At 52.4% G+C, this 13361-nt stretch carries 11 protein-coding genes and 1 tRNA gene; 5 read left to right on the forward strand and 7 right to left on the reverse strand.

Going from position 1 to position 13361, the window contains the following annotated elements; all coding sequences use genetic code 11:
- Nucleotides 1-70: 70 nt before the first annotated feature.
- The gene (locus PXG97_RS12660) at nt 71-1255 is read right to left on the reverse strand and encodes a Pycsar system effector family protein (protein ID WP_276498117.1); all 1185 of its coding nucleotides are present in this window, start codon (nt 1253-1255) and stop codon (nt 71-73) included.
- Nucleotides 1256-1436: 181 nt separating this feature from the next.
- Between PXG97_RS12660 and PXG97_RS12665 the strand changes: the two genes are divergently transcribed.
- Complete coding sequence (locus PXG97_RS12665; protein ID WP_276498118.1) at nt 1437-3422, forward strand: adenylate/guanylate cyclase domain-containing protein; 1986 nt, start codon at nt 1437-1439, stop codon at nt 3420-3422.
- 40 nt (nt 3423-3462) lie between these two features.
- Here PXG97_RS12665 and PXG97_RS12670 read toward each other — a convergent pair whose 3' ends face one another.
- From PXG97_RS12670 to purL, 6 genes are all read right to left on the reverse strand, one after another.
- The gene (locus PXG97_RS12670; RefSeq protein WP_276498119.1) at nt 3463-4725 is read right to left on the reverse strand and encodes an MFS transporter; all 1263 of its coding nucleotides are present in this window, start codon (nt 4723-4725) and stop codon (nt 3463-3465) included.
- Nucleotides 4726-4860: 135 nt separating this feature from the next.
- Nucleotides 4861-5424, reverse strand: coding sequence for an aminoacyl-tRNA hydrolase (gene pth / locus PXG97_RS12675; protein ID WP_276498271.1), 564 nt, complete (start codon nt 5422-5424; stop codon nt 4861-4863).
- Between the two features lie 283 nt (nt 5425-5707).
- Nucleotides 5708-6295 carry a 50S ribosomal protein L25/general stress protein Ctc gene (locus PXG97_RS12680; RefSeq protein ID WP_276498120.1) on the reverse strand — a complete coding sequence of 196 codons (588 nt, stop codon included), beginning with the start codon at nt 6293-6295 and terminating at the stop codon, nt 5708-5710.
- A 116-nt stretch (nt 6296-6411) separates the two neighbouring features.
- Nucleotides 6412-7341, reverse strand: a complete 930-nt coding sequence (locus tag PXG97_RS12685) for a ribose-phosphate pyrophosphokinase (protein WP_276498121.1) — start codon at nt 7339-7341, stop codon at nt 6412-6414.
- 167 nt (nt 7342-7508) lie between these two features.
- Nucleotides 7509-7581 (reverse strand) — tRNA-Gln (locus tag PXG97_RS12690).
- A 108-nt stretch (nt 7582-7689) separates the two neighbouring features.
- Nucleotides 7690-9906, reverse strand: coding sequence for a phosphoribosylformylglycinamidine synthase subunit PurL (purL, locus tag PXG97_RS12695; protein WP_276498122.1), 2217 nt, complete (start codon nt 9904-9906; stop codon nt 7690-7692).
- 240 nt (nt 9907-10146) lie between these two features.
- On the opposite strand from purL, the gene PXG97_RS12700 reads away from it, so the two are divergent.
- From PXG97_RS12700 to atpC, 4 genes are all read left to right on the forward strand, one after another.
- A complete protein-coding gene (locus tag PXG97_RS12700) occupies nt 10147-10383 on the forward strand; it encodes a hypothetical protein (RefSeq protein WP_276498123.1) in 237 nt (78 codons plus the stop codon).
- Between the two features lie 124 nt (nt 10384-10507).
- On the forward strand, nt 10508-10978 hold the full coding sequence (locus PXG97_RS12705) for a hypothetical protein (RefSeq protein ID WP_276498124.1): 471 nt from the start codon (nt 10508-10510) through the stop codon (nt 10976-10978).
- Between the two features lie 200 nt (nt 10979-11178).
- A complete protein-coding gene (gene atpD / locus PXG97_RS12710) occupies nt 11179-12690 on the forward strand; it encodes a F0F1 ATP synthase subunit beta (protein ID WP_276498125.1) in 1512 nt (503 codons plus the stop codon).
- A 92-nt stretch (nt 12691-12782) separates the two neighbouring features.
- Nucleotides 12783-13028, forward strand: coding sequence for an ATP synthase F1 subunit epsilon (atpC, locus tag PXG97_RS12715; protein ID WP_276498126.1), 246 nt, complete (start codon nt 12783-12785; stop codon nt 13026-13028).
- Nucleotides 13029-13361 lie beyond the last annotated feature (333 nt).

A 13361-nucleotide genomic window follows, 5' to 3' on the forward strand; every position in this document is an offset into this window, starting at 1 on the left:
CCTCACTTGCCGATAAGGCAGGTGAGGGTTTATGTTTTGTAGCTCCTGAAGCCGGGAAAACGCGTATGGTTTAGCCCTGGTTTAGAAACAACCACGCAGCAAGGTAGCTGACCAGCACTACCCCAAGGCCAATTGCAAACACAGTATAAGAGAGTTTCAGCAGATGATACTTTTTGGACAGGACCTTGCCCTGTAAATAGATGTTGTCGGCCATGCTGTTGTAGAGCAGGTTGTGGTCGCGCATGATGTTACGGATGCCATCCCTGTACGTATCAGGGTCGAGCTGGAGATAGTCGCCGAAGAACAGGAAATCTATTTTATTGTCCGGAGAAGCCGAGTTCTTGATGTTTGGCCGGGTGGAAAGTATGGCCAGGATAACGGTTACCAGGCACACCACCGTCAGCAGGATGGCAGGGAGAAGTAAATGGGGCACACTCTCAAACCTGTTGAAGAAAGAGGAGATCATGATGGAAGCGATAATGGCGTTGACAGAAATCATCATGTTCGCCTTTCTATCGGCTATGACGCTCAGCTGCAGATGGCTGTGCATGGAAGTTCTGAACATTGTCTCTATCCCCTTGCTCACCTTCTGCTCCCTCTCCCTTCGCAGGCTTTTCTTCAGGCTCTTGTTTTCCTCCCAAAGCTCCTCCAACTCGGCATTTTCCTTGCCCAACTCTTTCCGCTTCTTCTTTAGCAGCTTCAGGTTATTTTCCTTTCCGCTGGAGAAGGCGCGTTTGGCGTATTTCGTAAAAAAGTAGTGCTTCTTCAGCAGACTTATGTGCCGGTCTATCCAGTCGTACTGGTTAACCTTCGAGCTGGATCCCAATACTTCCTGCTCCGCCTTCGCCACATAGTCGTCTGCCGCCAGAAAGCTGGAAACGGCATCGCAGAGCGCCTCCTCCAATAAATCCTGAGGAGCCTGTGGGTATCGTGTCGCGGCTATGCAGTGGTACAGTTTAAGTATCTCTGCTTTGCTCAGGCCGCAGTCCGCCAGAAAACCGGTAACATGATGGCGCTTGTGTTCATCCAGCAGCTCTCCTGACTCTGTGCAGCATACGTCATGGAGCCATGCAGCCAATAGCACCAGCCGGGTCTCCGCCTCATTAAAATCGCAGAACCTACAGATAGCGTCGGCTATGGCCACCAATGTCTTAGTGTGTTGGAGCGTAACGCCTGCGGCTTGGCCCGCACCGTCTCCTAATAGCTGATGCCCAACAAACAGGTTTGCCCTATCTAAAGTGTCTTCCTCGATCATAACCGTTGCTATTTAGGACCGCTGTTGCTTATTTATACGGATAATATTAAACTTTATCTTCTGATAATTAATATTTGTAATTCAGAGGTTTTGTTACACGATGTGCTGAGCGCCGTTATTCCTTTTATTTCCGTTGCCGTAATTATAAGGGAAAGGCAGGATACCACTAAGATTAGAGACTATGAGCCAACGTCGCCTACTTGCTGCTATTATGTTCACGGATATTGAGGGGTACACCGCTGTTATGCAGCAGAGTGAGCAGCAGGCATTGGCGCTTAAGAACCGCCATCGCCATGTGCTGCAGCACGAGCACCGGCAGCATAATGGCCGTATTGTGCAGTACTACGGAGACGGAACGTTAAGCAAATTCCAGAGTGCGGTGGAGGCAGTGGAGTGTGCCCTGGCCATGCAGCTGGCTTTCCTGCAGGAGCCGCAGGTTCCTGTCAGGATCGGGCTCCATATGGGCGATGTGGTGATGGATGATGACGAGCAGTTGTTCGGTGATGGGGTAAACGTCGCCTCCCGCATCGAGTCTTTAGGCGTGGCGGGCAGTGTCTTGATCTCAGACAAAATTCGGGATGAGCTCCTTAACCACCCGCAGCTAAGAACCTATTCGGTAGGTGTTTACCAGTTTAAGAATGTGGAGCGTGAGGTGGAGGTGTTTGCCCTTGATCACCCGGACCTGGTAAAGCCTGCTGCTAACTCGCTTCGCGGTAAAACGGAAGAGAAGAGGAAAAAGCCTGCTCTGAGAACATCCAAGCGGACTCCTGCCAAAAGTATAGCCGTGTTGCCCCTGGTTAACTTAAGCAACGATCCGGAGCAGGATTACTTCAGTGAGGGGGTTGCCGAGGAAATCATCAACTCATTGTCTAACCTGAAGGACCTGAAAGTGGCAGGCCGTACGTCCTCCTTTAAATTTGACAGGCGAAACATAGACCTGAGGGAAGTGGGAGAGAAGCTCGGTGTGAGCACTGTGCTGGAGGGAAGCGTGCGGAAGCAGGGGAACCGCCTCAGGATCACCGTTCAGCTTACCAAGGTAGATGACGGCTTTCATGTGTGGTCTGAGCGGTACGATGGCAGTATGGATGACATTTTTGCCATACAGGACGAGATCGCCGTGGCAATCACCGAAAAAATGAAGGTGACCTTTCTGGAAAAGAGCAGGAACAGGATAAGCAACAACTCTTCCCTGAACACCGAGGCGTATGAACTGTACCTGAAGGGCAGGTTTTGCCTGAACAGGCGGGGCACCTACATCTTAGAAGGTATAAAGCTGCTGCAGCAGGCAATTGCGCTAGACCCCGGCTTTGCCTTGGCTCATGCCGACTATGCCGATGCAAACCTGCTGGCGGGGCTGTACGGCTTGGTGCCGCCAAATAAGGTAATGTACAAGGCAAAAGAGTCAGCCGAAACAGCTTTAAGGCTAAACCCGACCCTTTGTGAGACCCACTGCGCGCTTGGCTCCTACTACTGCTACATCTGGAACATGCCAGAGGCAGAGAGGCACTTTCAGAGGTCTTTGGAGCTAAACCCCAACTATGCCCAGACCCACCTAAGGTATGGCCTGAATTACCTGGCCTGGATGAAAGGCGATTTTGCCAAGGCCGAAGAGCACGGCAGGATCGCCATCAAGTTAGAACCGCTCAGTGCGATATGCTTTGGCATATATGCGCAGATCCTGCACACGGCCGGAAAGTTTGAGGAGGCACTGCAGGCATGTAAAACAGGGCTTGAGCTTGACGCCAACTCGTTCCTTTGCCATCTGTACGAAGGGTACTCCTACCTGTTTCTGAAGCAATACGAAGAGGCTGTGGCTGTATTTGACCGTCTAATGAAGCTCTCTAACAGGCATAACTTTGCGCATGGCGCCCTGATTATGGCACTTTGCCAGATGGGCAATAAAAGCAGGGCCAAAGCAGAGCTCCAGGACCTGAAGGCAAGGACAAAAAAAGAGTACGTTGTTTGTACGGTGATAGGGATTGCGGCATCCTGGTACGATGACAATCTGGATGAGGCCTTCAAGTATCTGGAGAAAGGGTACCGGGACCATGACCCACTGCTTGTCTCACTTAAGCATGAGCATTGGGTACCTGCCGCGCTCCGGCAAGACCCACGCTACCAGCGCCTGTTGGCGAAGATGGACTCTACCCAACACGTTACGGCCTGATGGGCGGCGGGAACCGTTCCTGTGCCTGTGTCCGGGCAGCTTACCCTACCGCCATCCCCTTCGCCTCTGACGCGGCGATCGTTTCCTTGGCTATTCGCTCCTGCTCGATGCGCTGCACCACAAAGAAGGCGCCTATGGCCGTAACCACAGACAGTGCCCCCACAAACCACCATAGGGTGTCAAAGCCATACTTGGAAGCCAGGGTGGTGCCCAGGTAAGGAGCCACCACATGCGCTGCGGCATAGGATATGGTATAGAGCCCCATGTAAGCGCCGCGGTTGGCGGGGCCGGACCGCTCCACAGTGATGGTCGCCATAAAGGGCATGGCGAGAATCTCGGCTATACTTAGCAGGAGCATGGCCACAAACAGGATGCTCAGGTGCTGTGTCAGGTTAAGCAGCACGAAGGAGAAGCCCAGCACCAGTATGCCGGTGGCGATCAGCCATGCCTTGCGCACCCGCTCCCCGATCAGGTATACCACGATCATCTCCAGCAGGAACACGATAAGCCCGTTCAGCCCCAACAGTAAACCAATCTTTCCCTCCGGTAGGGCATACACCTGCCGGTAGTACAGAGGCAGCGTGGAGAGCAGCTGGAAAAAGATCATAGCAAAGAGGCTGCAAAGCACAGCGAACAGCAGATAGTAGCGGTCGCGGTAAGGGGAGCGGGTTTTGGGCATGGGGGCAGCGGAGGCACTTGCTTGCGGCGGCGTGTGCCCTTGCTGGTTGCGGAAGTAGAAAAAGAAGAAAAGCCCCGCCATGATGCAGGTAAAGCCATCGGCAATGAACAGCCAACGGTACGAAAGAGCCGCCAGCAAGCCTCCCAACGCCGGACCAATAGAGAAGCCCAGGTTAATGGCCATGCGGTTAAGGGAAAAGGCGCGCGTAACGTTCTCAGGCCGGGCATAGGAGGCGATGGAGGACGCGTTGGCAGGGCGAAGCATGTCGTTCACCAGGCTGAGTATGAACACGCCGGCCATCATCGCTTCCAGCTGCCGAAGGGTCAGCAGGAAGAAGTATAAACTACCGCCCACCGTCAGGCTCAGGAACTGAACTTTAAAATGGCCGATCTTATCGGTGAGCCACCCGCCGAGGAATGCGCCGCATACTGCGCCCAGCCCATACATGCTCAGCACAATGCCTGTCTCCCGTAAGGTGTAGCCCAGCACCTCTGTCAGGTACACGCTCAGGAAGGGGGTAACCATGGCGCCGCTGCGGTTAATCAGCATCACCAAGGACATCATCCAGGCAGGGCGGGAGAGGCCCCCAAAGGCATTGCGGTAGAGCAGGAAGACACGTTTCATAGCTGTGGCCGGAAGTGCGGCGAAAAGGCAAATGTATGCTTTCGGACCGAATTTTTTGTTGCTGCCCACCCAAAAGTGAAAGCCCCTCACAAGTATAAACCAGGAGGGGCTTTCACTAGGTTTTCACCAACGGTGTTACTTGGTGTTAAACTGGTTCATGGTGCGCTCCAGCCCGATGGTGCCAAAAGCGATGACAGAATCAGCGGCCTTTTCGATCAGTGTCTGCAGCTCTGCCTCCTCATCCTCGCCGAACTTGCTCAGCACGTAATCCACCTGCTTGCCTTTATGGTAGTTGTCCCCCACGCCAAAGCGCAGGCGCGGGTAGTTGTTGTGGCCCAGCGTCTGCTCAATGTGCTTCAGGCCGTTGTGCCCGCCGGCACTGCCCTTAGCCCGTATGCGGAGCTTCCCGAAAGGGATGGCGATGTCGTCGGTGATGACCATCATCTGCTCGGGCGTCAGCTTTAGGGAGTTTAGCCAGTGGCCCACGGCTTTCCCGCTCAGGTTCATGTAGGTGGTGGGCTTTACCAGCACAAAGGTGCGCCCCTTGGATTTGATCTCGGTAACAAAGGCGTGGCGCCCGGAGTCGAAGCTGGCGTCATGCTTTTTGGCCAGGTAGTCCAGCACCATAAAGCCGATGTTGTGGCGGGTGTCTGCATATTCAGGGCCGATGTTGCCAAGGCCCACGATCAGGTATTTCATACTTGTATCTTCGGTAGCGGCGGCCCCGGCAGCGGAGAGGCTCAGCCACTTTTTTATACTTTGGATTGTTGATTGGCTCAAGGTTTTGATTGTTTATGGCTAATTGGATGGAAGGACTTGGAGCTGACGACGTGTAACAGTCAGCATCTGACAACCACAATTAATGTGGCAATTTAGCCATTTAACAATTAAACGGTTTAACCTTTAATCAGAAACAAAAAATCCTGCCCTGCACGCGGCAGGACAGGACTCTTGAGCATATTCTGAGCTGTGGCTCAAAAAATTACTTTTTACCACCACGAGCTTCTTCAGCCTGCGCGCTCTTAAGGGCACGCGGAATAGTTACTGTAGCGATTGGAGCACTTGGGTTTGTCAGGATCTCGTAATTATCCGGCTGGATTTTAGAAACCTTGATAGACTTACCAAGTTCCAGGTCAGAGATGTTTACCTCTACGTAGTCTGGCAGGTTAGCAGGAAGCGCCTTGATCTTGATAGAACGCAGCTTGGTTACAAGCTTACCACCAGCCAATACACCTGGAGAAACACCAACGAACTTAACTGGAACGTCAATTTTCACTGGCTTGTCTTCCTGCAGTTCCAGGAAGTCAACGTGCAGCAGCATTTCGTTTACCGGGTGGAACTGAGAATCCTGAAGGATGGCGCGGTAGTGCGTACCTTCAATGTTCAGGTCTACCTCGTGTACTTCCGGCGTGTAGATCAGGTCGCGGAACAGGATAGCTGGAGCATAGAAGTGCACTTGCTCCTGGCCGCCGTACAGTACGCCTGGTACGTAAGACTCATTACGCAGTTCTTTCGACTGCTGCTTGCCGAGATTTGCTCTTTTAAACCCTATAATCTCTAACGTTTTCATAAAAGTGTTTTGTTAAAATATATTGCTACAAAAGTATAGCCTTGTTTTGTTAAGCGTTGTTAGTTAATCGTTGATCGTATTCTGAAGTCGAACAACGGGTAACAAGTAACGAACAACTAAATAAACAGCGAGCTGATCGACTCGTGTGTGACCACGTTGTTGATCGCCCGGGCGAACAGGTCTGCGAAAGACAGCACCTTGATTTTCGAGCTCTCTTGCTTCAGCGGAATGGTGTCAGACACCACCAGCTCTTCCAGCACAGATTTCTCGATACGCTCGTAGGCAGGGCCTGAGAGCACCGGGTGCGTGGCAATGGCACGTACTGTTTTCGCCCCTTTGTCTTTCAGCAGCTCGGCTGCCTTGGTAATGGTGCCGGCTGTGTCCACCATGTCGTCCACCAGCACCACGTCCATCCCTTCCACGTCACCGATCACCTGCATGGAGGCGATCTCGTTGGCGCGTTTGCGGTGTTTGTCGCAAACAACCATTTCGGCGCCAAAGTTCTTGGCAAACGACCTGGTTCTTACCACACCCCCTACGTCAGGCGATGCGAAGATCAGGTCTTCTCCCAGGTTCAGGCTGCGCAGGTAAGGCACAAAGATGGCAGAACCATCCAGGTGGTCCACCGGAATGTCAAAGAATCCCTGTATCTGGCCGGCGTGCAAATCGCAGGTCATCAGGCGGTCTGCGCCTACCGACTGGATCGCATTGGCTACTACCTTAGAGCCTATGGCTACACGTGGCTTGTCTTTTCTATCCTGCCGGGCGTAGCCATAGTATGGCACCACTACAATCACCTTGTGGGCCGAGGCACGCTTGGCGGCATCCACCAGCAGCATAAGCTCCATCAGGTTGTCAGCCGGCGGGAAAGTAGAAAGTACGATAAACACCTCTGCGCCACGAACCGACTCGTTGTAATGTACACCTATCTCGCCGTCGCTGAAGCGGGATATGGTCAAGTCGCCGAGGGTAGTGCCATAGGAGGCGGCTATTTTCTCAGCCAGGTAACGGGATGCTGAACCAGAGAAGATTTTAACGTGTGGCATAACGGGGCTAAAACTAAATAACGGTTGTTTAGGGTTTAGTTGATTATGCCTGCAAAGCTACCAAAATTCCTGATGGCAGTCATCAAATATTTCTGATTTTTAAATACTTACACCTGCCGTATAAGCAAAAAAAGAACAACACCCAGTGAGTGTTGTTCTTTTTAAAGTTGTCCGACCAGGGCTCGAACCTGGACTCTTCTGAACCAAAATCAGACGTGTTGCCAGTTACACCATCGGACAATCTCCCTACTTGACTTTAGAACTTTCGTCCTGTTGTCGTTTGGTGATGCAAAGATAGAGAGACGATTTTAAACTGCAAACAATTGCTCTAAAATTTTTCAGAAATTTTTAGTCTAAAATCTGCTCCAGGGCCGTGTCATAGTGCTTTTTGGCCACTGTGATGCCTCCGAAAAGCTCCCCGTCGATATGGCAGTCATGGGCAGTTACCTTACCTAATTTCGTGAAATTCACGCCCTTATTCTGCAGTGCTTTCTCAAAAGCTGCCTGCTTCTCGGGAGCGACAGAAACCACCACGCGGCTCTGGCTCTCGCCGAACAGGAAGGCATCTTTTCTGAAATTTTTATCTGTCTCGATATCGAAACCCAGTTCCTTCGGCATCGCCGACTCCAGCAGCGCGATATACAGGCCGCCGTCTGCTACGTCGTGCGCTGAGTTTACGAGCTTCTGCTCGATCACCTCCTTTGTCGCCGCCTGCAGCTGCAGTTCCTCGTCCATGTTAAAGTATGGGGCTGGGGAAAGCTTTACGTTATGGTAGGAGTACAGGTACTCAGAGGAGGCGATGTCGTTCTGCGCATCGCCAATCATATAAATAGCGTCGCCGGCGTTCTGGAAGGCTAGCGTCATCTTGTTGTCTTTGTCTTCCAGGATGCCCAGCATACCGATGGTCGGGGTCGGGAATACCGGGCCCTCGTCGGATGACTGGTTGTAGAAGCTCACGTTGCCACCTGTTACTGGCGTGCCGAAGGCCGTGCAGGCCTTGCCCATGCCTTTGATAGCGCCCACAAAGTGCCAGTATACTTCCGGTACGTAGGGGTTGCCAAAGTTCAGGCAGTTGGTAATGGCCACCGGCTCAGCTCCCGAGCATACTATATTACGGGCCGCTTCGGCTACCGCAATTGCAGTTCCTTCCTCAGGGTCGGAGTATACGTAGCGGCTGTTGCAATCCACTGTTACGGCAATCGACTTGTCGGTGCCTTTCACTTTCACAATAGCGGCATCCGAAGGGGCGTTGGTGCTCATGTTGGCCGTGCCTACCATGGAGTCGTACTGGCGGTACACCCAGCGCTTGGAGGCGATGTTCGGGTGCGTGGTCAGGAACTCGGCCACAGTCTGGTAATCCTCCGGCTCCTGTACCTGGTCGATGCTGAATTTCTTGCTTTCGGCAAAGTAGGCCGGCTCACGGTACTCCCGGTGGTACACCGGAGCGCCCCCGCCCAGTACCAGGTCGTTGGCGGGTACTTCGGCTACTAGCTCATCGTTCTGGTAATAGCGCAGCATGCCGCCCTCCGTTACCACGCCTATCTGCTCGCAATACAGGTCCCACTTGTCGCAGATGTCCTTAATGGTCTGCTCGTAGCCCTTCTTCATCACGATCAGCATGCGCTCCTGGCTCTCAGAGAGCAGGATCTCGAACGGCACCATGTTGGCCTGGCGCGTCGGCACTTTGTCCAGCCAGATGTCCATGCCGTGCTCGCCCTTGGCGCTCATCTCGGAAGTAGAGCAGGTGATGCCGGCAGCACCCATGTCCTGCATGCCGATCACGTGGCCCGACTGGATGATCTCCAGCGTCGCCTCCAGCAGCAGCTTCTCCTGGAACGGGTCGCCTACCTGAACAGACGGGAGGTCCTTGGCAGAGTCTTCGGTAATATCCTTGGAGGCAAAGGCCGCTCCATGTATACCGTCCTTGCCGGTGGCAGAACCTACTATGAATACGGGGTTGCCTACACCGTAAGATGTAGCAGAGGCTGTCTCGCCCACCTTCACGATACCTGCCGAGAAGGCGTTTACCAGCGGGTTGATGTTATACGTGTCGTCGAAGAAAAGCTCGCCGCCCACGGTAGGGATGCCAAAGGCATTGCCGTAATCGCCGATGCCTTTTACCACCCCGCGCAACAGGCGCTGTGTTTTCTCGGACCTTGGGTTGCCGAAGCGGAGCGAGTTAAGCTGTGCGATCGGGCGGGCACCCATGGTGAAGATATCTCTGTTGATACCGCCCACGCCGGTAGCTGCGCCCTGATACGGCTCAATGGCAGATGGGTGGTTGTGCGATTCGATCTTGAAGCTGCAGGCGTAGCCGTCGCCGATGTCCACGAGCCCGGCGTTCTCCTCACCGGCCTTGGCCAGCATGCGCGGCGAGTCTTTAGGCAGCGTTTTTAGCCAGACAATGGAGTTCTTGTATGAGCAGTGCTCCGACCACATTACGGAGAAAATACTGAGTTCGGTAAAGTTCGGGGTGCGTCCCAGGATTTGCTTGATGCGTTCAAACTCCTCTTCCAGAAGGCCAAGCTTCTGAGCGGTTTCTACGGTAGTGAGTTGTTGTTCCACGTTTTATCTGGCTTTTGTAACGGATTAGCAAAAGTAGGAACTTATACTTTAAGAGTACAAGTATAAAGTTTGGCTTTTTGCCTGTGCCTGAAATCTGTTCCAGTTGCAGCGGTGTTTTTGGATTTAATAGGAGGTAGGTTGCATTGTGGGGAGAGTATTGAAATATCTTGGTTTTTCTTTGCTAGAAGCGTCACCCGGCCGGCATTTATGCGTAAAGAATCCCGCAACAGCCTAATATCTATGCTCCAGCTTATGAACACCATTAACCCCGACATGATTACCACAACCTGCGGACGCGAGTTGGACCTGAGTACTACTGAACTGGTGATAGAGCGCTCTAACAGCCTGTTTAGCTACAACATCCATAAGCTGAAGACGGGGGAGTATGTGATTGCGGAGAAGTTCTATGCCAATCCCTTTAACAACCGCTATATCCTGCTGAATGACGAGCAGATAGATTTGCTGCGAAATTTGTAAGCGAAGGCGAAGGATTTGTGAGGCTATGGCTTCATAATCAGCAAAGTAAGTTGTACATTGGTCTGTTTTACCATACCCATGTGCCGTGTTACGATATTTCCTGCTCGTTGGCCTGTGCTGTAGTATGAGCACAGCTGACAAACCCGCCAATGCCTCTTCTGATAGTGCTGCTGCCACCGTGTGGGCAGTGAGACAGGGCCAAACTGCAAGCCCCCAGCAAACGGCCACCGCGAAAGAGCGGAAGAAGAAGATTAAGCCCAAAAATGAGCGGAGACCTGCAGCGGCAGCTGTTACTTCTACACGCAACGTGGCAAGGGCCTCCATCTCCCAGCGCAGCGCCGATGGCTATTACGCCGAATTGGTGATCATGGACAGCGGCCTTGCCTTGCGGAACCCGCAGGACCTGCTGATGGTGGGCAGCAGCGGCAGCCAGACCAGCGATGGATCCCGGATAATCTTCGAGAATTTTGTGCTGCCCTTTGAAGGGACCGTGCGCTTTAAATCACCTAACAAGATGAACACCGTTATCTACGAACGGGTGGTGAACTTTAAAATCAACGAGGCGGGACGTTGGGTGGTGCGCATTGACATTTGACGCAGGCGCCGCTGCCCTAGTTGTGGCGCCATCACCAGATATGGCAGGGGTGCGGTGCGTGTCTTTCCTGTGCCTGGCTGGCAAGCCTTCGTACACAGTGCAAAACTTTTTAAATCCTTGTATGGATATAAGAGATTTATACATTAGTTTTGCACCCTGAAATAACTCCGTTATACAAGTTAATCAATATAAAAAGTCAAATGGCGAATATTGGCAGAATTACCCAGGTTATCGGTCCGGTGGTGGACGTTAGCTTTATGGGTGAAAACTCAAAGCTACCAAATATTTTGGATGCCCTTCAGGTGACGAAAGACAACGGCCAAGTAGTAGTGCTGGAAGTTCAGAACCACCTTGGCGAGGACCGTGTGCGTACAATCGCCATGGACTCTACGGAAGGTCTTACTCGTGGCGCTGAAGTAATTGACCTGGGTGGCCCAATCAAAATGCCGACAGGCGAAGGCATCAAAGGCCGTCTCTTCAACGTTATCGGCGAAGCCATTGACGGTATTCCGCAGCCAGTAAGCACCGGTGGACTTCCAATCCACAGACCGGCTCCTCGCTTCGAAGACCTTGCTACTTCTTCTGAAGTTCTTTATACAGGTATCAAAGTAATCGACCTGATCGAGCCTTATGCAAAAGGTGGTAAGATCGGTTTGTTCGGTGGTGCCGGTGTAGGTAAAACTGTATTGATCCAGGAGCTGATCAACAACATCGCGAAAGCACACGGCGGTCTTTCTGTATTTGCCGGTGTGGGTGAGCGTACGCGTGAAGGTAACGACCTGCTGCGCGAGATGATCGAGGCTGGTATCGTTCGTTATGGTAAAGAATTCCTGGAGTCGCTGGAGCACGGCGGCTGGGATCTTTCTAAAGTGGATCAGGAAGAACTGAAGGAGTCTAAGGCTACCTTCGTGTTCGGCCAGATGAACGAGCCTCCTGGGGCGCGTGCACGTGTGGCGCTTTCCGGCTTGACAATGGCGGAGTACTACCGCGACGGTGAGCCTGGCTCAAGCGACTCTGGTCGTGACATCCTGTTCTTCGTGGATAACATCTTCCGCTTTACACAGGCGGGCTCTGAGGTGTCGGCCCTTCTGGGACGTATGCCATCTGCGGTAGGTTACCAGCCAACGCTGGCAACGGAGATGGGTGCCATGCAGGAGCGTATCACGTCTACCAAGCGTGGTTCCATTACGTCGGTACAGGCCGTTTACGTACCTGCTGACGACTTGACTGACCCGGCTCCGGCGACAACATTCGCCCACCTGGATGCCACTACTGTACTTTCCCGTAAAATCTCTGAGCTTGGTATCTACCCTGCGGTAGACCCACTGGACTCTACGTCGCGTATCCTGACGCCAGACGTGGTTGGCTCTGAGCACTACGACACAGCGCAGCGTGTGAAAGAGATCCTGCAGCGCTACAAAGAGCTTCAGGATATCATCGCCATCCTTGGTATGGACGAACTGTCTGACGAGGATAAGCTGGTGGTGCATAGAGCGCGCCGTGTGCAGCGTTTCCTGTCTCAGCCGTTCCACGTGGCCGAGCAGTTCACAGGCCTGAAAGGTGTATTGGTAGACATCAAAGACACCATCAGAGGCTTCAACGAGATCATGGACGGTAAGCACGACCACCTTCCGGAGTCAGCCTTCAACCTGGTAGGTACCATTGAAGACGCAATGGCCAAAGGTGAGAAAATGCTGGCCGAAGCAAAATAGGTTTAATTAGTTAAGAGTTAAAAGTTTAAGGTTATGAGTTGTACTCCAATTCTAACTCTGAACTTTTAACTCTAAACTCTTAACTAAAAAGAATGTATTTAGAGATAATCACACCTGACAAGAAGGTTTACGCCGGTGAGGTAGAGGCCGCTCAGTTCCCGGGAGCCAACGGCTCTTTTGAGGTGCTGGACATGCACGCCCCGCTCATCAGCACCCTTGACAAAGGAAGCATCCGTATCACTACCAACAAAGGGCAGGAGTTCTTTACCGTGGACGGTGGTGTGGTAGAAGTGCTCAACAACAAGATTATTGTACTGGCTGAGTCTGTAACAGAATAACAGCACATAACAAAGTATAAGCCAAGGCCCCCTGTTCTTCGTGAGCAGGGGGCCTTAGCCGTTTTATAAGGCGTAATAATACAAAGTCTCTTCCGGATGGCGCTTAGGGTGTAAACAGGTATAACACCGCCTGTAGCGCATGCCGGGATCCCATTTCAAGCTGTTCGCATATTAATTCAGGCCGTTACTCCTGCCACAGCTGCCGCTCACTTACTTACTTACCTCTACAGCAGGTATTTGTCAGCTAACCAGAATTATTGTACGTATCTATTTCTTGTTTGAACTGTTTCAATAACACATCCAATCAATTAAGTCTCACCAAAACAAATTTAC

It is taken from the genome of Pontibacter litorisediminis, from assembly GCF_029360645.1.
Taxonomy (GTDB): domain Bacteria; phylum Bacteroidota; class Bacteroidia; order Cytophagales; family Hymenobacteraceae; genus Pontibacter; species Pontibacter litorisediminis.

Excerpts from the sequence above, each read along its gene's own strand:
- PXG97_RS12700 (WP_276498123.1), top strand. The coding sequence starts at position 10,147 with ATGCTCCAGCTTATGAACACCATTAACCCCGACATGATTACCACAACC.
- pth (WP_276498271.1), bottom strand. The coding sequence starts at position 5,424 with ATGAAATACCTGATCGTGGGCCTTGGCAACATCGGCCCTGAATATGCA.
- PXG97_RS12705 (WP_276498124.1), top strand. The coding sequence starts at position 10,508 with ATGAGCACAGCTGACAAACCCGCCAATGCCTCTTCTGATAGTGCTGCT.
- atpD (WP_276498125.1), top strand. The coding sequence starts at position 11,179 with ATGGCGAATATTGGCAGAATTACCCAGGTTATCGGTCCGGTGGTGGAC.
- PXG97_RS12665 (WP_276498118.1), top strand. The coding sequence starts at position 1,437 with ATGAGCCAACGTCGCCTACTTGCTGCTATTATGTTCACGGATATTGAG.
- PXG97_RS12685 (WP_276498121.1), bottom strand. The coding sequence starts at position 7,341 with ATGCCACACGTTAAAATCTTCTCTGGTTCAGCATCCCGTTACCTGGCT.
- atpC (WP_276498126.1), top strand. The coding sequence starts at position 12,783 with ATGTATTTAGAGATAATCACACCTGACAAGAAGGTTTACGCCGGTGAG.
- PXG97_RS12680 (WP_276498120.1), bottom strand. The coding sequence starts at position 6,295 with ATGAAAACGTTAGAGATTATAGGGTTTAAAAGAGCAAATCTCGGCAAG.
- PXG97_RS12670 (WP_276498119.1), bottom strand. The coding sequence starts at position 4,725 with ATGAAACGTGTCTTCCTGCTCTACCGCAATGCCTTTGGGGGCCTCTCC.
- PXG97_RS12660 (WP_276498117.1), bottom strand. The coding sequence starts at position 1,255 with ATGATCGAGGAAGACACTTTAGATAGGGCAAACCTGTTTGTTGGGCAT.